Source organism: Streptomyces sp. CB00316, from assembly GCF_001905595.1.
Classification (GTDB): Bacteria; Actinomycetota; Actinomycetes; order Streptomycetales; family Streptomycetaceae; genus Streptomyces.
Window position 1 is genome coordinate 451036 of record NZ_LIXI01000003.1, and the last position, 18891, is coordinate 469926.

An 18891-nucleotide genomic window follows, 5' to 3' on the forward strand; every position below is an offset into this window, starting at 1 on the left:
CAGCCACTCCATGTCTTGGACTGATCAGCTCGGGACCCCTACCGTCAGGTCCATGGCATTGGCAACGCGGACGGACCGACGGCCGTCGATGACGCGTACGCTCTGGGACTCGACCGTCGGCAAGAAGACCATCATGGCCGTCTCCGGTCTGATCATGCTCGGGTACCTCGTCGCCCACATGGCCGGGAACCTGAAGATCTTCTTCGGACCCCGTGAGTTCGACGGCTACGCCCACTGGCTGCGCACCATGGGGGAGCCGGTCCTGCACCACGAGTGGGCGCTGTGGATCGTCCGCGTGGGGCTGGTCGCCGCCGTCGTGCTGCACGGCATCTCCGCGTACCAGCTGAGCCGCCGCGACATCAGAGCGCGCCCGGCGAAGTACGTCCACAAGAGGCCCCGCGCGAGCTACGCCACCCGGACCATGCGCTGGGGCGGCATCATCCTCGCGCTGTTCATCGTCTGGCACATCCTCGACCTGACGACCGGCACCGTCCACACGAGCTTCGAGGCCGGGCACCCGTACCAGAACGTCATCGACACCTTCTCCACCTGGTACGGCAACGCAATCTACATCGTCGCCGTGCTCGCCATGGGCCTCCACGTCCAGCACGGATTCTGGAGCGCCGCGCAGACGCTCGGCGTCGGCAACGCGACCCGCGACCGCGTCCTGAAGACCCTCGCCAACGCTCTCGCAGCGGTGCTGACGCTGGGCTTCATCTCCGTACCCGTCGCAGTCATGACCGGAGTGGTGAGCTGACATGCCCGACTACACGCACTACGCCACGCGCGAGCCCATCGTCGACACCAAGGCCCCCGAGGGTCCCGTCGCCGAGCGCTGGGACACCCGCCGCTTCCAAGCCAGACTCGTGAACCCGGCCAACCGGCGCAAACATACGGTCATCGTCGTCGGCACCGGCCTGGCCGGCGGATCGGCCGGCGCGACGCTGGCCGAACAGGGCTACCACGTCGTCCAGTTCTGCTTCCAGGACTCGCCCCGGCGCGCCCACTCGGTCGCCGCCCAGGGCGGCATCAACGCGGCGAAGAACTACCGCAACGACGGCGACTCCATCCACCGGCTCTTCTACGACACCGTCAAGGGCGGCGACTTCCGCGCCCGGGAGTCCAACGTCCACCGGCTGGCCCAGATCTCGGTGGAGATCATCGACCAGTGCGTCGCCCAGGGCGTCCCCTTCGCGCGCGAGTACGGAGGCCTCCTCGACAACCGCTCCTTCGGCGGCGTCCAGGTCTCCCGTACGTTCTACGCACGCGGCCAGACCGGGCAGCAGCTTCTTCTCGGCGCCTACCAGGCGCTCTCCCGCCAGATCGCCACGGGCGGCGTCGAACTCCACGCCCGTACCGAGATGCTGGACCTCATCGTGGTCGACGGCAGGGCGCGCGGGATCGTCGCCCGCGACCTCGTCACCGGGAAGATCGACACCTACTTCGCCGACGCGGTCGTCCTGGCCACCGGCGGCTACGGCAACGTCTTCTACCTGTCGACCAACGCCATGAACTCCAACGCCACCGCGATCTGGCGCGCCCACCGGCGCGGCGCCTACTTCGCCAACCCCTGCTTCACCCAGATCCACCCCACCTGCATCCCGCGCACCGGCGACCACCAGTCCAAGCTCACCCTGATGAGCGAGTCGCTGCGCAACGACGGCCGCATCTGGGTCCCCAAGGCCAAGGGCGACGACCGCCCCGCCGGCCAGATCCCCGAGGACGAGCGCGACTACTACCTGGAGCGCATCTACCCGGCCTTCGGCAACCTCGTGCCCCGCGACATCGCCTCCCGCGCCGCCAAGAACGTCTGCGACGAGGGACGCGGCGTCGGCCCCGGCGGGCAAGGCGTCTACCTGGACTTCGCCGAGGCCATCGGCCGGATGGGCCGCAAGGCGGTGGAAGCGAAGTACGGCAACCTCTTCGACATGTACCAGCGGATCACCGACGAGGACCCGTACACGGTCCCGATGCGGATATACCCCGCCGTGCACTACACGATGGGCGGGCTCTGGGTCGACTACGACCTCTCGACCACCATCCCCGGCCTCTTCGCCATCGGCGAGGCGAACTTCTCCGACCACGGGGCCAACCGGCTCGGCGCCTCCGCGCTGATGCAGGGCCTCGCCGACGGCTACTTCGTCCTGCCCTCCACGATCAACGACTACCTCGCCCGCAACCCGCACACCGAGGAGGTCGGCGCCGGACACCCCGCCGTCGCCGAGGTCGTCGCGGAGACCGAGGACCGGATCAATCTGCTGCTCTCCGTCGACGGCGACCGCACCCCCGACTCCTTCCACCGCGAGATCGGTGAACTCATGTGGGAGTACTGCGGGATGGCCCGCACCGAGGACGGACTGCGCAAGGCGCTCGCCAAGATCCCGGAGATCAGGGAGGAGTTCTGGCGCCGCATCAAGGTGCCCGGCACCGGCGAACAGTTCAACCAGTCGCTGGAGAAGGCGAATCGCATCGTCGACTACCTGGAGCTCGCCGAGCTCATGTGCCTCGACGCCCTGCACCGCGCCGAGTCCTGCGGCGGCCACTTCCGAGTCGAGTCCCAGACGCCCGAGGGCGAGGCCGAGCGGCGCGACGAGGAGTTCTCGTACGCCGCCGCCTGGGAGTTCACCACGACCGGCGCCGCTCCCGTCCTGCACAAGGAAGACCTCTTCTTCGAGTACGTCCACCCCACTCAGCGGAGCTACGCATGAAGCTCACCCTGCGCGTCTGGCGCCAGCAGAACGCCGAGACGCCCGGCGCCATGGCCACCTACGAAGTCGACGGGATCTCCCAGGACATGTCGTTCCTGGAGATGCTCGACACCCTCAACGAGGAGCTCATCCTCGCCGGGGACGAGCCCGTCGCCTTCGACCACGACTGCCGCGAGGGCATCTGCGGCGCGTGCAGCCTCGTCATCAACGGCGACGCCCACGGCCCGGAGCGCACCACCACCTGCCAGCTCCACATGCGGTCCTTCGAAGACGGAGACACGATCGACATCGAGCCGTGGCGGGCATCCGCCTTCCCGGTCGTCAAGGACCTGGTCGTGGACCGCTCCTCGTTCGACCGGATCATCCAGTCCGGCGGCTACATCTCCGCCCCCACCGGCACCGCCCCCGACGCCCACGCGACCCCGGTGCCCAAGCCGGACGCCGAGCTGGCCTTCGAGAACGCCGAGTGCATCGGCTGCGGCGCCTGCGTCGCGGCCTGCCCCAACGGCTCGGCGATGCTGTTCACGGCGGCCAAGGTCAACCACCTCAACGTCCTGCCGCAGGGCGCCCCGGAGCGCGAGACCCGGGTCCTGGACATGGTGGCCCAGATGGACGAGGAGGGGTTCGGCGGCTGCACCCTGACCGGCGAGTGCGCGACCGCCTGCCCGAAGGGCATTCCGCTGCCCTCGATCGCCGCGATGAACAAGGAGTGGCTGCGGGCGACGCGCAAGGTCCGCCGCTGACACGGGAGTCGATCCCGTACGGTCGTGAACTCCGGGCCGTACGGGATCAGCTGCGCAACGCCTTCGCCAGATACGGTGCCGTACGGCTCTCCGCCGCCCGCGCCACCTCCTGAGGCGTACCGGTCGCCACGATCCGGCCGCCCCGGTCACCGCCCCCGGGCCCCAGGTCGATGACATGGTCCGCGCCCGCCACCACGGCCATGTCGTGCTCCACGACCACCACCGTGTTCCGCGCCTCCGCCAGGCCGTGCAACTGCCGCATCAGCACCTCCACATCGGCCGGATGCAGACCGGTCGTCGGCTCGTCCAGCAGATACAGGGTGTGCCCGCGCCGGGTGCGCTGGAGCTCGGAGGCGAGCTTGATCCGCTGGGCCTCGCCGCCGGACAGCTCGGTGGCGGGCTGCCCGAGCCGCAGATAACCGAGCCCCACGTCCAGCAGGGTCCTCAGCGAGCGCTCGGCGGCCGGGGTCCCGGAGAAGAAGTCCGCCGCCGACTCCACCGCGAGGTCGAGGACTTGAGCGACTGTCAGCCCGCGCAGCGTGACCTCCAGCGTCTCCGGGGCGTAGCGCGCGCCATGGCAGTCCGGGCAGGGCGCGTACGTGCTGGGCAGGAAGAGCAGCTCCACCGAGACGAACCCCTCGCCCTGGCACGTCTCGCACCGCCCGCCGCTCACGTTGAAGGAGAACCGCCCCGCCCGGTAGCCCCGTTCCCGCGCCGTCCCGGTCTGCGTGCTGACCGACGCCGGGGCGGGCGGTGCGCCGAGGGCCGCCGTCCCCGCCGCCACCAGGAGAGCGCCCGGCAGGGACCAGCCGGCCCAGCGGTCCGGCGGCGGCCGCCCCCCAAGGCGAACCCGGTGATCTTCAGGCTGGCGCCGGTGGTGAAGACCTGGCTGCGCAGCCGGTCCGGCGCCTCCCGGTGACATACGGTGAACAGGGCGGTGAGCGGGACCCTCCGCGCCGCCGACGGGACCACGGAGGGGCGCCCGGGCCATGGGCGGGCTCCGATGACGGCCCGGACCCTGGAGGCGACGAGGCCGGTCGACAGCGCGGCCCGCGAGGGCCGGTCCCACCAGGCCTGCCCCGCCGAAGGTCATCGCGTCGAGGGCGTTGACCCGCGGCACCGTTCGCCCGGGACGACGTGGGACAGCTGAGCACCGGACCGCCGATCGCCGCGGAGACGGCCGCGAGCAGCGAAGACGCTCCGGTGGCCGATCCGGTGAGGGGCAGCGCGGCCGGCAGGAGCACGGGCCCGCCACGTCATCCCCGGCGCGCGCTGCCGGCGCTCCGGTCACGTAGGGGCGGAGGGAGGTGGGGTGACCGTCCGCCATGGTGGGGACGCAGCCCACCGGCGGCAGCAAGAAACCGGGGGAGAGGGGGCCGGCAGGGTGCTCAGCCCTCCTGTCGCATGATCCCGGCCAGCCGCCGCAGCGAGCCGACCAGCGCCTCACGGTCGTACGTACTCGTCGTCACGAGCACCTCGTCCGCCCCGGTCTCCTTGATCGCCGTCTCCAGCTGCTCCGTCACCTGCTCCTCGGTGCCGTGGATGTGGCCGTCGAGCCCGCGCTCGTACAGCCCACGCTCCTTCGGCGTCATGGTGCGGGCCTCGATCTCCTCGGCGGGCACCAGTGGGGGGAAACTGCCGTGGGTGCGCGCGTACGCCATGGCCCAGGCCTCCGGGACCAGCAGGCGCCGGGCCGCCTCCTGGGTGGCGGCGACGGCGACCGTGCCGGAGACGATCACCTCGGGGCGCTCGGCGCGGGCGGAGGGACGGAAGCCCCTGCGGTACACCTCGATGGCGCGGAGCACCTTCTCCCGGCCGCGCAGGTCGCCGATGACGAGGGGGAGGCCGGCGGAGGCCGCGACCGCGGCGCCCTCGCCGATCGCCAGGACGTACGCGGGGATGTCCAGGCCCACCGCTGGGCGGGCGTGCACCCGCGGGTGGGCCTGCTGGGTGCCGTCGATCCAGCCGAGCAGTTCGGCGAGGCGTCCGGGGAAGTCCTCCGCGTCCTCCTTGCCGTGGCCGAGCGCCCGGCGTACGCCGTCGGTGAACCCCACGGAACGGCCTAGCCCCATGTCGATCCGGCCGGGGAAGAGCGAGGCGAGCACCCCGAACTGCTCGGCCACGACGAACGGCTGGTGGTTGGGGAGCATCACCCCGCCTGTGCCGACCCGGACGGCGGAGGTCGCGGCGGCGACGGCCGCGGCCAGCACGGTCGGCGCCGATCCCGCGACGCCCGGCACGCTGTGGTGCTCGGAGACCCAGAAGCGGTGGTAGCCGAGGGACTCCACCTCCCGCGCCAGCGTCACGGTGTCGCGCAGCGCCTGGGGGCCGTCGTGCCCCTCACGGGTGCGGGAGCGGTCGAGGAACGAGAACCGGGTCGCGGCGATCACAGAGCTCACACCCTGTTCAACGTCCTCGCCCGGTGAGGATTCCCGCACCCCGGCTGCCTGCGGATGTGGACGGCTTCGCCGTTTCCTAAGCTGGCCGGGTGAACAACGACGCCCGGCCGCTGGCCGTGTTCGACCTCGACGGCACGCTCGCCGACACGGCCCACCGGCAGCACTTCCTGGAGGGGGCCAAGCGTGACTGGTCCGGCTTCTTCGCCGCCGCTCCGGACGATCCGCCGCTGGCCGCAGGGGTGGCCCTCGTGCTCGCGAGCGCCGAGGCGTGCGAGGTCGTCTATCTGACCGGGCGGCCCGAGCGCTGCCGCCGGGCCACCGTGGACTGGCTGAGCCGTCAGGGACTGCCCGGAGGGCAGCTGTACATGCGGCGCAACGACGACCGGCGCCCGGCCCGCCGGACGAAGCTGGACATCCTCCGGCGGCTTGGCCGGTCGCGTGAGGTGCGCATGCTCGTCGACGACGACGAGCTGGTCTGCGATGCGGCCGAAGTGGCCGGTTTCCCCGTGGTTCGGGCCCGCTGGTTCGACCCGTCACAGGCGCTGAAGGATGGCCAGGAGCGCGACGGGCGTACCTGATCAGGCGTTTTCGTCGAGCCGGAAGCCCACCTTCAGGCCGACTTGGTAGTGCGCGATTCGGCCATCCTCGATATGGCCGCGCACTTGGTTAATCTCGAACCAGTCGAGATTGTGCAACGTTTCCGCGGCTCTTGCGACGCCGTTCCGGATCGCCGCGTCGATGCCCTCCTCGGAGGTTCCTACGATTTCGGTGACCCGATAGGTGTGGTTGGACATGTTTTGTCTCCTCTCTGCTGACCACGGTGCCTCAAACCCGGGCGTCGCGCGAGGGGGGCGAGTGGGGTGAATGGGGACAGGCGCACGCCTTGACCTACTGATTGGTCCATACCAAAATTCAGCCAAACGCCCGTGCGAGCGCCGCCCGCAATCCCCCACACCGGGTCCTGATTTCGTCGTGCCGTTTCGCAGAAGGTGACTACGTGAAGAACCGCATACTCGTCGGAGCCGTCGCGCTCGTTTCGTCCGTCACGCTCAGCGGATGTGGCTACTTCTCCGGCTCGGGTGGCGGAGACCGCACGGTGACGGTCTGGCTGATGAAAGACAGCGTCTCGCAGGGATTCCTGGAGAAGTTCACCAGCACGTACGAGAAGGAGAATCCCTCCGTCAAGCTGGAGTTCAAGATCCAGGAGTGGGGCGGTATCGGGCCCAAGGTCCTGGACGCCCTGGAGAGCGACGACGCCCCCGATGTGATCGAGGTCGGCAACACCCAGGTCGCGCAGTACGCGGAGAGCGGCGGCCTGCGCGACCTCACCCTCGAATCGATGCGTGACCTGGGCAGCGAGGACTGGCTGCCCGGCCTTGCCCAGCCCGGCCAGATCAGCGGTGTGCAGTACGGCATCCCGTGGTACGCGGCCAATCGCGTGGTGATCTACAACAAGGAGATCTTCAAGGCCGCCGGGGTGGACGGCCTCCCCAAGACCCGCGCAGAGTGGATCGAGGACACCGAGAAGCTCAACACTGAGGGCCAGCAGGGCATTTATCTGGCCGGTCAGAACTGGTACGTGCTCGCCGGATTCATCTGGGACGAGGGCGGCGAACTCGCCGAGGGCGGCGGCGGTGACTGGCGGGGCACGCTGGATACCCCCCAGGCGCTCGCCGGCATGAACTTCTACAAGGAACTCCAGGCGCTCGGCGACGGGCCCATGGACTCCGACGAGGAGAAACCGCCGCAGAACGACGTATTCGCCGAGGGAGACGTCGCCCAGATCATCTCTCTCCCCGGAAGCGCCGCGCTCATCGAGCAGAAGAATCCCGAACTCAGGGGAAAGCTCGGCTACTTCCCCATTCCCGGCAAGACCGCCAAGGCCCCTGGCTCCGTCTTCACCGGCGGCTCGGACCTCATCGTCCCGAAGAAGGCCGACCAGCGCAGTGCCGGTATCGCCGTCGTCAAGGCGCTGGCGAGCGAGAAATGGCAGACCGAACTCGCCCGCACCATGAGCTACGTTCCCAACAAGCCCAGGCTCGCCCATGTCGTCGAGGGCGAGGAAGGCACCGCCGCGATGGCCGAAGGGGCGAGCCAGGGCCGCGCCACGCCCAACTCCTCGCAGTGGGCCAAGGTCGAGGCGGAGAACCCGATCAAGCCGTACATGACGGCGGTGCTCACGGGCGCCGACCCCGCCCTGGAAGCGAAGAAGGCGTCGGAGCGCATCACGGCCATGCTCGCCGGCAGCTGATCCGGAACAGCTGATCCGGCAGGCGGTTCGCGGGTGCGCCGGGACGGCCCCCCTGGGGATTCAGCCGTCGCACATCCCCGCGCTCCGCAGCGGTCACGTCGAATCCAGCCGGTGACGGAAGAAGTAGGGGGCCGGGCCTTCGCATCCCGTGAAGACCCGGCAGGCACCCCCAGCCGATCCGTCCCCGGAGACTGCCATGACCGTGCTGCCCACCGCCCCGCCCGCCCCCGCCGCTCCCCGTTCCCCCGAACCGGCCTACCGGGTCTCCCTCGCCACCGGCCAGGAGGATGTACGCGCCGCCCAGCGCCTGCGCCACCAGGTGTTCGCCGGTGAGCTGGGAGCCAGGCTGGAGGGGCCCGAACCGGGCATCGACAGCGACGCGTTCGACGCGTACTGCGACCACCTGCTCGTCCGCGAGAGAGCCACGGACGAGGTCGTCGCCACCTACCGCCTGCTGCCGCCCGACCGTGCCCGCATAGCCGGACGCCTCTACGCGGAAAGCGAGTTCGACCTCACCCGCCTCACGCCCATCCGCGACGACCTCGTCGAGGTCGGCCGCTCCTGCGTCCACCCCGCCCACCGCGACGGCGCCGTCATCGCCCTCGTCTGGGCCGGGCTCGCCCGCTACATGGAGCGCACGGGCCACACCTGGCTGGCGGGCTGCTGCTCCCTGCCGCTGGCCGACGGCGGCACGCTCGCCGCCCGCAGCTGGAACACCGTACGCGCCGCGCACCTGGCGCCCGAGGAGTACTGGGTCTCCCCGCACCGCCTCTGGGACGCCTCCGCGCACCCCGAGGCCGGCGCCGGCTCCCGGGCGGACCTGCCGCCTCTGCTCCGCGGCTATCTTCGGCTCGGCGCCTGGGTCTGCGGAGCACCGGCCTACGACCCCGAGTTCAACGTCGCCGACCTGTACGTCCTGCTCTCGCTGCGCCGCACCGACCCGCGCTACCTGCGCCACTTCCTCTCGCTCGTCCCGCAGGCGTGAACGCCCCCCGTCCCGCAGGCGTGAGTACCTCGCGCACGCGGGGCGTGAGCGTCCCCCGTCGCGCCGCCACGAGCGCCTGGCTGCCTGTCGCCCCCTGCACCCCGCAGGCCTGCGCCCGGCACACCGGCCCGGTCCGGGCCCCCCTCCCCGCCGTCCTGCGGCTGCTGGCCGGCTGCGCGTGGACGCTGCTGGGCGTGGCCTGCGCCCTGCCGGTCCGGCTGCTCGGGGCGGGCCCGCGCGGCCGGCTGGTGCGGTGGTGGGCCCGGGGCGTACCGCGTGCCTTCGACGTACGGGTGACGGCCCGGGTGCATCCGTACGCCCCGAGTAACGGCGGCGAGCTCGTCGTCGCCAACCACGTCTCCTGGTTGGACATCCCTCTCGTCGCCTCCGTACTGCCCGGCCGGATGCTCGCCAAGAGCGAGGTCGGACGCTGGCCGCTGCTCGGACGGCTGGCCGGGCTCGGCTCCACGCTCTTCATCGACCGGGACCGGCTGCGCGCGCTGCCTGGTGCTGTGGACACCGTCGCCGAAGCCCTGCGCGCGGGTTCCCGCGTCGTGGCGTTCCCCGAGGGCAGCACCTGGTGCGGGCGGGGGAGCGGCGGGGTGTTCCGGCCGGCCGTGTTCCAGGCGGCGATCGACGCGCAGGTCTCCGTACGGCCGGTCCGCATCACGTACAGCGCCCCGGGAGCCGTGGCGTTCGTGGGGGACGATCCGCTCGCCGCCTCCCTGTGGCGGGTGGTGCGGGCGGCGGGGCTCACCGCCGAGGTCGACGTCCTCCCCCCGATCCCGGTGGGCGATCACGCGGGAACGTCCGCGAGCGGTGAGCCCGGCCGCCGTGGACTGGCCCGCACGGCGAGAGCCGCCGTCGCCGGAACGGACCGGACGACGACGGCTCCTGGGGCAGCCGTTGCTCAGACCGCGGTGGCCAGCGACAGCGCGAACCGCCCTGCCGCGTCCGTCCACCACTGAGTGAGCTGGAGCCCGGCCGAGGCCAGCTCCTCGCGCACATCCTCCTGGCGGAACTTCGCCGACACCTCCGTACGCAGCTCCTCACCGGCCTCGAACGGCACCACCAGGTCCAGCTCCCGGATCTTCACGCTCAGCGCCCGGCGGGCCCGCAGCCGCATCTCGATCCAGCGCTTCTGCGGGTTCCACACCGCCACATGCTCGAAGTCCTCGAGCGGGAAGTCGGCGCCCAGCTCCCGGTTGACGACGTTCAGCACGTTCTTGTTGAAGGCGGCCGTCACGCCCGACGCGTCGTCGTACGCCGCGACCAGCGTCTCCTCGTCCTTGACCAGGTCCGTGCCGAGCAGCAGCGCGTCGCCGGGGGACAGGAGCGAGCGCACCGAGTGCAGGAAGCCGGCCCGCTCCTCGGGGAGCAGGTTGCCGATCGTGCCGCCGAGGAAGGCGACGAGCCGGGGCCCGGGCGTGCCGGGCAGCGCGAGACCGCCGGTGAAGTCGGCGATCAGGGCGTGCACGGAGAGTCCGGGGTGCTCGGCGAGCAGCGCCTCGGCCGCCCCGGTCAGCGCGCTCTCGCTGACGTCCACGGGTACGTAACTCTCCAGCCCGTCCAGGGCCTCCAGCAGATGGCGCGTCTTCTCCGAGGAGCCCGAGCCCAGCTCGATCACGGTCCGGGCCCCCGAGACCGCGGCGATCTCCGCGGCGCGCTCCTCCAGGATCTCCCGCTCGGCGCGGGTCGGGTAGTACTCGGGCAGCCGGGTGATGTCCTCGAAGAGTTCGCTGCCGCGCGCGTCGTAGAACCACTTCGGCGGCAGCGTCTTGGGGTGCCGGGTGAGCCCGCTCAGGACATCGGCGCGCAGCGCCGCGTCCGTCGCGTCCTCCGGCAGGGTGCGGGTCAGCAGGAATGGGCTCACGCGGCGGGCTCCTTGAGCGGTGTGGGGGTGATGTCTGCGGAGGTCGCGACCAGCAGGGTGCGGTCGGGGACCTCGCGCCATCGGGGATCGTCGTCGTACGGCTCCGAGGCCACGGCTGTCGAGCGGCCCGGGTCGTGGAGGTGCCAGAGGGTGTCGCCCCAGGCGGTGGCCACGATGGCGGTGCCGTCCGTGACCAGCAGATTGAGCCGGGAGCCGGGCGCCGCTTCCGCGACCTCCCGGACGGTCTCCGCGACCGCCGCCGGCAGGTCGTCCCCGGTGGCGACGCGGTGCAGGATCAGCGCCCAGACCAGCGCGGAGTCGTTGCGGGCGGCGAGGGAGAGCAGCTCCTCGGCGGGCAGGGCGGCGGCCGGCCCCGCCAGGGAGGCCGGCCAGCCCGGCACCGCGCCGTTGTGGCTGAAGAGCAGCCGCCCGTTGGCGTACGGCGCGGCCGCGGCCTCCCCGTCCGCACCCGCCTCGGTGGCGTCCCGTACGGCGGCGAGCAGCGCGCGGCTCCGCACCACCCGGGTCAGGTCGGTGAAGGTCTGGTCGTGCCAGATCGGCCCCTGGCGCCGGTAGCGGCCGGGCACCGGGTCGCCGTCCGCATACCAGCCGACGCCGAAACCGTCCGCGTTGACCGTCCCGTACCGCTGACGGCGCGGCGCCCAGGACTGGCGCACCAGGGAGTGCGGCGGCTCGGACAGCACGGTCCCGAGGGCCACCGGGTCGCCTACATAGGCGATGTGGCGGCACATCAGGCGTCCCTCGCGGTGCGGAACCCGGAGAATATCTGCCGCCGCACCGGCAGGTCCCAGTTGCGGAACGTGCCCCGGCAGGCGACCTGGTCCACGGCGAACGAGCCGCCGCGCAGCACCTTGTGACCCGGGCCGAAGAACACGTCCGAGTACTCCCGGTAGGGGAACGCCACGAAGCCCGGATAGGGCAGGAAGTCGCTGGAGGTCCACTCCCACACATCGCCGATCAGCTGACCCGCGCCGGACGGCGCCCGGCCCGCCGGATACGCACCGGTCCGCGCCGGGCGCAGATGGCGCTGGCCCAGGTTGGCCTGCTGGGGTGTCGGGTCCGTGTCGCCCCAGGGATAGCGCAGCGAACGCCCGGTGGCGGGATCGTGCCGGGCGGCCTTCTCCCACTCGGCCTCGGTGGGCAGCCGCCTTCCCGCCCAGCGCGCGTACGCGTCCGCCTCGTACCAGCTGACGTGCAGCACCGGCTCGTCGTCCGGGACCGGCTCGGTCACCCCGAACCGGCGGCGCAGCCACTGCCCTTCCTCCCGGTGCCAGAACAGCGGTGCGGTCAGGTCGTGTTCGCGGACCATGTCCCAGCCCTCGGGTCTCCACCAGCGGGGGTCGGTGTACCCGCCGTCCTCGATGAAGCGGCGGTACGCGCCGCACGTGACGGGGGAGGTGTCCAGGTGGAACGCGGCCACCTCACGCCGGTGCGCGGGCCGCTCGTTGTCCAGGGCCCACGGCTCGGTGGAGGTGCCCATGGTGAACGGGCCGCCGGGGATGAGGACTTCGGCGGGCAGTGTGTCGGCGTCGGTGGGGGCGGGCGGCGCCGGTGCGGTCAGCGCGACCGGACCCGTGCGCAGCTGATGGGTGATCAGCATCGTCTCGTCGTGCTGCTGTTCGTGCTGGGCGATCATGCCGAAGGCGAACCCGGCCCGCTCCAGCGGACGGCCCCCTTCGTGCAGCGGGGTGCCTTCCAGAATGTCCAGGGCCCTGCCCCGCACATCGGAGGCGTACGCCCGCGCCTCGGCGGGTGCCATCAGCGGCAGGGAGGGCCGGGTCGCGCGCGGGTGCTCGAAGGCGTCGTACAGCCCGTCCATCTCCGGGCGCAGCGCCTCACGCCCGCCCACGGCGCGGAGCAGCCACTGCTCCTCCTGGTTGCCGATGTGGGCCAGGTCCCAGACGAGGGGGGACATCAAGGGGGAGTGCTGGGCGGTGAGTTCACCGTCGTCGACGCAGTCGGTGAGGGTGGCGGTGCGCGCGCGGGCGGTCAGCAGCGCGTCGAGGGCCCGCTGCCGGAGTACCTCGGGGTCGTGGCCGCCGGGGCCCGGCGGGAAGCCGTCCGCTGCGGTGGCGGAGGGGTCACGGTCGTCGGTCATGCTGAGGTCACCCTTCCGGTGTGCGGCCCGGTACCCGGCCCGTCCGCAGGGCCTGCCGGCCGGCTCGGAGAGGTGAGAGCGCCCGGTTCGAGGAGATCGTCGGCCGGACATCGGCCCCGGGCCACATACCGGTCGTTGAAGGCCGCCACGGTGTCCCGCACCGTCTTTCCGGCGCCCATCCGGTCGAGGGCGGTGAGCGCCGTGTCGAAGCAGACGGTGGCCGCCGCCCGCAGTTCCGGATCGGCCAGGCCCTCGCGGGCGGCCGTCGTCCAGAGCGGGTTGCGCGGCGCGGCGGCGGAGCCCGCCGACTCGGCCAGGGGCTTCACGGTGCGGTACACGGTCTCGGCGGCCTCCGGGTCGTCGAACAGGGCGGTGGCCACGGCGAGCGGCACCAGCCACCCGTCCGCGCCGTTCTGCGCGTCGATCATGCGCAGTTCGAGGTGTCCGCGCGGCCGGACCGGCGGGAACAGGGTGGTGATGTGGTAGTCGAGATCGGTCCGTACCGGCGGCCGGGGCGCGCCGGTACGGATCCACTCACGGAAGGTGAGGCCCTCGGGAACGTCCCAGGGGCCCTCGTCGCGGCGGACGCACATCACGGGCGTGTCCAGTACGTGCGCGGCCCATGCCTCGCGCGGCGGGAGTGCGCCGTCCGGAGCCAGCGTCCGTACCGGGTCGAGATCAGCCCACAGGGCCTGCCGGGTGGACTTCCAGCCGGTGCGGCGGCCCTGCCGGAACGGCGAATTGGCGAACGCGGCCACCAGGACGGCGCCGAGCAGATGGGTGAGCTGCCAGCGCCGGCCGTAGCCGAGCGGTCCCGGCTCCTCCTCGCCCGCGTCCAGGCAGACCTGGACGGAGGCGGAGGTGCACATCATGGCCCGCCCGGACGGGCCCGCCCGGTCGAGCGCCGCCTCCATCGCGTCGTACCGCGGCTCGCGCAGCCTGCGGTGCGGCGTCTGCCACGGATCCACGCCGATCCCGACCGGGGCGAGCCCGTCCCGGCCGAGCGAGGCGCGGACGGCGGCCAGATCCGCCGCGGTCCTCCCGACGCACTCCATCAGGGAGCCGGCCGGCTGGGAGCTGAGCTCCAGCTGCCCGCCCGGCTCGAACGTCAGTGCGGCGCTCAGGGGTAGCTCGCGGAGGGCGGCGGCGGCGCTGTCCAGCCGCTCCTGGGCCACCGGGGCGGCGGGATTCTCCTGGTCGTGGATGAGCCATTCGAGTTCCACCCCCACGATGCGAGGGGGACCCGTCTTGAAACATATGCCGCGCAGTAAATCCTGTGCCGCACCCTCGTCGAGGGTGGCGTGGTCCGGGTGTGGGCCGGGGCGGCCCGGTGTGTCCGAGGACATGAGGCGCCTCCTTCTCAGTTGCGTACCTACCACCCAAACCCGTACCCCGGGATCGCACAAGAGTGCCCCTGGGCCACCGGAGGAGCGGTCGCCGCCGTACCGCTCCGGAACCAGCATGCGCCGTACGCCCAGCACCGGCGAGCGGCGGTCAGCTCCAGCCGTACCGCTCCCGCAGCCGGCCGACGACGGAATCGAACCGGTCCCGGTCCAGGGCACACGCCTCGCGCCGCATCCCGTCCTCGTGGACCCGCAGCACCCGGTCCAGATCGACCCAGGACTGCCGTCCGGAGCTGTCCCAGGGACCCGCCCCCAGCGCCACCCACTCGTGGTCCATGTCGTGCTGCTTGCTGGAGAGCTGGACGGCGAGCAGCGTGCCCGCGCCCTCCCGGGCGACGATGAGAACCGGCCGGTCCTTGCCGCGCCCGTCGTCCTCCTCGAACGGCACCCAGGTCCAGACGATCTCGCCCGGATCGGGGTCGCCGTCGCGGTCGGGGGCGTACGAGGTGCGGACCGGGCCCGCCTCGTGCGGATCGGCCCGGACGGTGGCGGTCGGACCGGTGCTGCCGGGCGGTACGGGCGGGCTGTCGCTGCGCTGTGCGCTGTGGTGGAACGTCATCGCAACACCGTAGGACGTGCACGGCCCGTTCCCGGGAGCGGGTCCGCCGAACGGGGGCCGCGGCGGGGCGCCCCCGGGGCGCGGCCCGGCCCGGCGGATCTGGAAGACTGCCGCACGCCATGAGCCAGTTACCCAAGCAGCCCACCGAAGTCTCCGTACCGACCAGCGCCGATGTCGCGCGCCTCGCAGGAGTCTCCCGGGCCACCGTGTCGTACGTCCTGAACAACAACGCCACCGTCCGGATCAGCGAACCCACGCGGCACCGCGTCAGGGAGGCCGCCACGCAACTCGGTTACGTTCCGCACGCGGCGGCCCGCAGCCTGCGCGCCGGACACAGCCGCCTGGTCCTGCTGCCCTCCGGCCATATACCGGCGGGCCCGCTCCACCAGCGCTTCTTCCAGGAACTCCAGGCCGGCCTGCGCCGCCTGGACTACACCGTCGTCCAGTACGGCAGCGCCGGCCTCGCCGACGACGAGGCGGTCCGGGCCTGGGCCGAACTGCGGCCCGTCGCCGTCGTCGTACCGCCGGGCATCACCCTCACTCCGCACGGCACGGAGGTCCTCACCCGCTCCGGCGCCAAGGCGGTGATCACCCTGGGCCCGGTGCCGGTCGAGGGCGCGCACGGCCTGGTCATGGACCAGCGCCAGGTCGGGGCCAGCGCGGTCGGACACCTGCTGGCGCGCGGCCGTCGCCGCATCGGGGTGGTGATGCCCCGGGAGGCGGGCCTCACCCCGTTCTCCGAACCCCGCCTCGCCGGGGCCCGGCAGACGGCGGAACCGGCCGGGGCACATGTCCGCCCCCTCCCGCTCCACTACGAGGAGGGGTCCGCGGCGGAGCTGGCGCACCGCTGGCCGGAGCTGGGACTGGACGCGGTGTTCGCGTACAACGACGAGTACGCCATGCTGCTGATGCGGGCCCTTCAGGACGCGGGCGTCGCGATACCCGGCGACACGGCGGTCGTCGGAGCGGACGACCTGCTGCTCGGCAGACTGCTGCGGCCCCGCCTCTCCACCGTCCGCATGGAGCTCGCCATGCCGGACCCGCTGGCGGAGACCATCGATCGCCTCGTCCACCACCCGGGCACCGCACCGGTCCACCACGACCTGCTGCGCACCAGCGCCGTACACCGGGAGTCCAGCTGACCGCCGCCCCGGCCCGACGACATGCGCGGAGTACGGGGGATGTCTAGCGTCGGGGCCATGAGTCATCCGCAGAATTACGAGCTCCTCCTGATCCCCGACCACAGCAGGACGCGGACCGGAGCCCCCGGGCGGCCGATCCGCTCGGCGATCGTGGCCGCCACCGGTGAGACGGGGGCCTCGGGCTACCCCCGGTACACGGGCCAGGGCATGGAGGCTGACATCGACCCGGAGACCCGCACGGTGGAGGCCGTGCTGATCGACGGCGAGGAACTGGACCCGGGCATGTCGGTGCAGGTCGCCGAGGGAAATGACCGTGCGTCCTGACCGGACCCCGCGCGGGCATGCCTGAAGGACCCCGACCGCAGACCACCGCTTCCCCTTCAGCGGAGGCGGATCAGGGCCCTTCAGCTCGCGCCGTGTGCCGGTACGGCGGCTACTGGGGCTCCGGCTGTCCCTGCCCGGCCTCCGCCGCCCGCTTCTGCTCCTCGACGGACTTGCGGACCTCGTCCATGTCCAGGTTCCGGGCCTGGCCGATGACGTCCTCGAGGGCCGCCTCGGGCAGGGCGCCGGGCTGCGAGAAGACCGCGACGTTGTCCCGGACGATCATCAGCGTCGGGATGGACCGGATCTCGAAGGCCGCCGCCAGCTCCTGCTGCGCCTCCGTGTCGACCTTCGCGAAGACCAGGTCGGGGTGGCGCTCGGAGGCCGAGTCGTAGACCGGCGCGAACTGTCGGCAGGGGCCGCACCAGGAAGCCCAGAAGTCGATCAGCACGAAGCCGTTGTCGCTGACGACCTGATCGAAGTTTTCCTTGGTGAGCTCTACGGTGCTCATACTCCAGATACCTCTTCCTGTGCCCGTTCGGACGTGTCCGGCACAACGGTGACTGCACGTGCGCTATTCCGCCTGCCCATGTGGCCGGGGCGCACACTCCCGAGGACACTGCTTCCATGACTCATGCAGTGGATGTTTCCCCGTACGACGTGGTGGTCATCGGCGCAGGTCCGGTGGGGGAGAACGTGGCCGACCGGGCCCGCGCGGCAGGGCTGAGCACGGCCGTGGTGGAGTCGGAGCTGATCGGCGGCGAGTGCTCGTACTGGGCCTGCATGCCGAGCAAGGCCCTGCTGCGCCCCGTGGTCGCCCGGGCGGACGCCCGCCGCCTCCCGGGCCTGAGCGCCGCGGTGCAGGGCCCCCTCGACGTACAGGCCGTACTCGCCCGCCGCGACGACAAGACGAGCAACTGGAAGGACGACGGACAGGTCGGCTGGCTGGAGGGCATCGGGGCCGACATCTACCGCGGCAAGGGACGCCTCACCGGCCCCCGCGAGGTCTCCGTCACCGCCCCCGACGGAGCCGAGCACCGGCTCACCGCCCGGCACGCCGTCGCCGTGTGCACCGGCACCAGGGCGGTCGTCCCCGACCTCCCCGGCATCGCCGAGGCCCGCCCCTGGACCAGCCGCGAGGCCACCAGCGCCAAGGAGGTGCCCGGCCGGCTCGTGGTCGTCGGCGGGGGAGTGGTCGGCGTGGAGATGGCGACCGTATGGCAGGCGCTGGGCGCCGAGGTCACGCTGCTGATCCGCGGCAAAGGCCTGCTCCCGAAGATGGAGCCCTTCGCGGGCGAGCTGGTGGCCGAGGCGCTGGAGGAGGCCGGGGCCACCATCCGTACCGGCGTCTCCGTCACCGCCCTGCACCGGCCCGCACCGGAGGGGCCCGTCACCGTGGAGCTGGACGACGGCGGCCGGATCGAGGCTGACGAGATCCTCTTCGCCACCGGCCGGGCACCGCGCACGGACGACCTGGGCCTGGAGACGGTCGGCCTGAAGCCCGGCTCCTGGCTCACGGTGGACGACAGCTGCCGCGTGGAGGGCACCGACTGGCTGTACGGGGTCGGGGACGTCAACCACCGCGCCCTCCTCACCCACCAGGGCAAGTACCAGGCCCGCATCGCGGGCGCCGCCATCGCCGCCCGCGCCCAGGAGGTCCCGCTCCTGGAGACCGGCCCCTGGGGCGCCCACACGGCCACCGCCGACCACGCGGCCGTCCCCCAGGTCGTCTTCACCGACCCCGAGGCGGCGTCCGTCGGCCTCACCCTCGCCGAGGCGGAACGCGCGGGCCACCGCGTCCGCGCCGTCGACCACGACCTCGCCTCGGTCGCCGGCTCCGGCCTGTACGCCGACGGCTACAAGGGCCACGCCCGGATGATCGTGGACCTGGACCGCGAGATCCTGCTCGGCGTGACCTTCGTCGGCCCCGGCATCGGCGAACTCCTGCACTCCGCCACGGTGGCGGTCGCGGGCGAGGTCCCCGTCGACCGGCTGTGGCACGCGGTTCCGGCGTACCCGACGATCAGTGAGGTGTGGCTCCGGCTGCTGGAGACGTACCGGGATTACTGACGACCCACATGACTTGTCTCCGCGGCGACCTGCCTTCTATCGGTCTCGATCTCGCGGATCCGTTTTCAGACGTCCTGCGGAAGATCATGAACGGCGAGTCAGCCATCGTCGTTGAGTACGAGCGGTCGCGTACGCCTTCCCTCACACGTCGTGAAGCCGGTGCCCAGGGGCGGGCGGATCTCAGCAGCCTGTGGGCCGGACGGGCCGCGGTGCTCGCCGGCGGCGCACGTGGGGCGCGGGACTACCTCACTTTGCTCATGGACGACTTCCGGGCACGGGGAGGTCAGGGAACTGGATGAGGCCGACGAGGCTGAGAGC

General features: G+C 72.0%; 18 protein-coding genes and 2 pseudogenes. 10 read left to right on the forward strand and 10 right to left on the reverse strand.

All coding sequences use genetic code 11. From position 1 onward, the window contains the following. The first annotated feature begins 52 nt into the window (after nucleotides 1–52). From AMK21_RS10010 to AMK21_RS10020, 3 genes are read left to right on the forward strand one after another with little or no spacing between them, the layout of a single operon-like run. Nucleotides 53–757, forward strand: a complete 705-nt coding sequence (locus AMK21_RS10010) for a succinate dehydrogenase cytochrome b subunit (protein WP_079181119.1) — start codon at nucleotides 53–55, stop codon at nucleotides 755–757. A 1-nt stretch (nucleotide 758) separates the two neighbouring features. Beyond that, entirely contained in the window at nucleotides 759–2708 is a 1950-nt protein-coding gene (locus AMK21_RS10015) for a fumarate reductase/succinate dehydrogenase flavoprotein subunit (RefSeq protein ID WP_073876346.1), read from the forward strand. Then, nucleotides 2705–3451 carry a succinate dehydrogenase/fumarate reductase iron-sulfur subunit gene (locus AMK21_RS10020; protein ID WP_073876348.1) on the forward strand — a complete coding sequence of 249 codons (747 nt, stop codon included), beginning with the start codon at nucleotides 2705–2707 and terminating at the stop codon, nucleotides 3449–3451. The genes AMK21_RS10015 and AMK21_RS10020 overlap by 4 nt, the downstream gene beginning before the upstream one ends. 46 nt (nucleotides 3452–3497) lie before the next feature. Here AMK21_RS10020 and AMK21_RS10025 read toward each other — a convergent pair. The 3 genes and pseudogenes from AMK21_RS10025 to AMK21_RS10030 all read right to left on the reverse strand — a co-directional run. Continuing rightward, a pseudogene (locus AMK21_RS10025) lies at nucleotides 3498–4175 on the reverse strand (ABC transporter); the annotation flags it as partial. A gap of 30 nt (nucleotides 4176–4205) precedes the next feature. Beyond that, nucleotides 4206–4393 (reverse strand): annotated as a pseudogene (locus AMK21_RS37055) (MFS transporter); the annotation flags it as partial. 446 nt (nucleotides 4394–4839) lie between these two features. Beyond that, nucleotides 4840–5841: an MsnO8 family LLM class oxidoreductase gene (locus AMK21_RS10030; protein WP_420712485.1), complete on the reverse strand. Its 1002-nt coding sequence runs from the start codon at nucleotides 5839–5841 to the stop codon at nucleotides 4840–4842. A gap of 98 nt (nucleotides 5842–5939) precedes the next feature. Between AMK21_RS10030 and AMK21_RS10035 the strand changes: the two genes are divergently transcribed. Continuing rightward, the gene (locus AMK21_RS10035) at nucleotides 5940–6428 is read left to right on the forward strand and encodes a hypothetical protein (protein WP_073876352.1); all 489 of its coding nucleotides are present in this window, start codon (nucleotides 5940–5942) and stop codon (nucleotides 6426–6428) included. On the opposite strand, the gene AMK21_RS10040 is transcribed toward AMK21_RS10035, so the two are convergent. Further along, nucleotides 6429–6644, reverse strand: a complete 216-nt coding sequence (locus AMK21_RS10040) for a dodecin (protein WP_018513053.1) — start codon at nucleotides 6642–6644, stop codon at nucleotides 6429–6431. A gap of 203 nt (nucleotides 6645–6847) precedes the next feature. On the opposite strand from AMK21_RS10040, the gene AMK21_RS10045 reads away from it, so the two are divergent. The 3 genes from AMK21_RS10045 (at nucleotide 6848) to AMK21_RS10055 (ending at nucleotide 10054) form a co-directional block, all read left to right on the forward strand. Next, nucleotides 6848–8101 carry an extracellular solute-binding protein gene (locus AMK21_RS10045; RefSeq protein ID WP_073876354.1) on the forward strand — a complete coding sequence of 418 codons (1254 nt, stop codon included), beginning with the start codon at nucleotides 6848–6850 and terminating at the stop codon, nucleotides 8099–8101. A gap of 196 nt (nucleotides 8102–8297) precedes the next feature. After that, nucleotides 8298–9086 (forward strand): GNAT family N-acetyltransferase, encoded by a 789-nt coding sequence (locus tag AMK21_RS10050; RefSeq protein WP_079181120.1) that lies wholly within the window; start codon nucleotides 8298–8300, stop codon nucleotides 9084–9086. A 44-nt stretch (nucleotides 9087–9130) separates the two neighbouring features. Beyond that, the gene (locus AMK21_RS10055; protein WP_079181121.1) at nucleotides 9131–10054 is read left to right on the forward strand and encodes a lysophospholipid acyltransferase family protein; all 924 of its coding nucleotides are present in this window, start codon (nucleotides 9131–9133) and stop codon (nucleotides 10052–10054) included. On the opposite strand, the gene egtD is transcribed toward AMK21_RS10055, so the two are convergent. The 5 genes from egtD to AMK21_RS10080 all read right to left on the reverse strand — a co-directional run bounded on the left by egtD (nucleotide 9997) and on the right by AMK21_RS10080 (nucleotide 15040). Beyond that, entirely contained in the window at nucleotides 9997–10959 is a 963-nt protein-coding gene (gene egtD / locus AMK21_RS10060; protein WP_073876360.1) for an L-histidine N(alpha)-methyltransferase, read from the reverse strand. The genes AMK21_RS10055 and egtD overlap by 58 nt on opposite strands. Continuing rightward, nucleotides 10956–11711: an ergothioneine biosynthesis protein EgtC gene (gene egtC / locus AMK21_RS10065; RefSeq protein WP_073876362.1), complete on the reverse strand. Its 756-nt coding sequence runs from the start codon at nucleotides 11709–11711 to the stop codon at nucleotides 10956–10958. The genes egtD and egtC overlap by 4 nt, the downstream gene beginning before the upstream one ends. Then, entirely contained in the window at nucleotides 11711–13078 is a 1368-nt protein-coding gene (gene egtB / locus AMK21_RS10070; RefSeq protein WP_073876364.1) for an ergothioneine biosynthesis protein EgtB, read from the reverse strand. The genes egtC and egtB overlap by 1 nt, the downstream gene beginning before the upstream one ends. Continuing rightward, nucleotides 13075–14424 carry an ergothioneine biosynthesis glutamate--cysteine ligase EgtA gene (gene egtA / locus AMK21_RS10075; protein WP_073876366.1) on the reverse strand — a complete coding sequence of 450 codons (1350 nt, stop codon included), beginning with the start codon at nucleotides 14422–14424 and terminating at the stop codon, nucleotides 13075–13077. Before egtA ends, egtB begins: the two co-directional genes overlap by 4 nt. A gap of 148 nt (nucleotides 14425–14572) precedes the next feature. After that, nucleotides 14573–15040 carry a type II toxin-antitoxin system PemK/MazF family toxin gene (locus AMK21_RS10080; RefSeq protein WP_073876368.1) on the reverse strand — a complete coding sequence of 156 codons (468 nt, stop codon included), beginning with the start codon at nucleotides 15038–15040 and terminating at the stop codon, nucleotides 14573–14575. 119 nt (nucleotides 15041–15159) lie between these two features. On the opposite strand from AMK21_RS10080, the gene AMK21_RS10085 reads away from it, so the two are divergent. Then, entirely contained in the window at nucleotides 15160–16182 is a 1023-nt protein-coding gene (locus AMK21_RS10085; RefSeq protein WP_073876370.1) for a LacI family DNA-binding transcriptional regulator, read from the forward strand. 57 nt (nucleotides 16183–16239) lie between these two features. After that, nucleotides 16240–16506, forward strand: coding sequence for a hypothetical protein (locus tag AMK21_RS10090; RefSeq protein WP_073876372.1), 267 nt, complete (start codon nucleotides 16240–16242; stop codon nucleotides 16504–16506). Nucleotides 16507–16615: 109 nt separating this feature from the next. Here AMK21_RS10090 and trxA read toward each other — a convergent pair whose 3' ends face one another. Then, nucleotides 16616–17014, reverse strand: coding sequence for a thioredoxin (gene trxA / locus AMK21_RS10095; RefSeq protein ID WP_073876374.1), 399 nt, complete (start codon nucleotides 17012–17014; stop codon nucleotides 16616–16618). Between the two features lie 116 nt (nucleotides 17015–17130). On the opposite strand from trxA, the gene AMK21_RS10100 reads away from it, so the two are divergent. Then, on the forward strand, nucleotides 17131–18573 hold the full coding sequence (locus tag AMK21_RS10100) for a dihydrolipoyl dehydrogenase family protein (RefSeq protein WP_073876376.1): 1443 nt from the start codon (nucleotides 17131–17133) through the stop codon (nucleotides 18571–18573). Nucleotides 18574–18891: the final 318 nt, after the last annotated feature.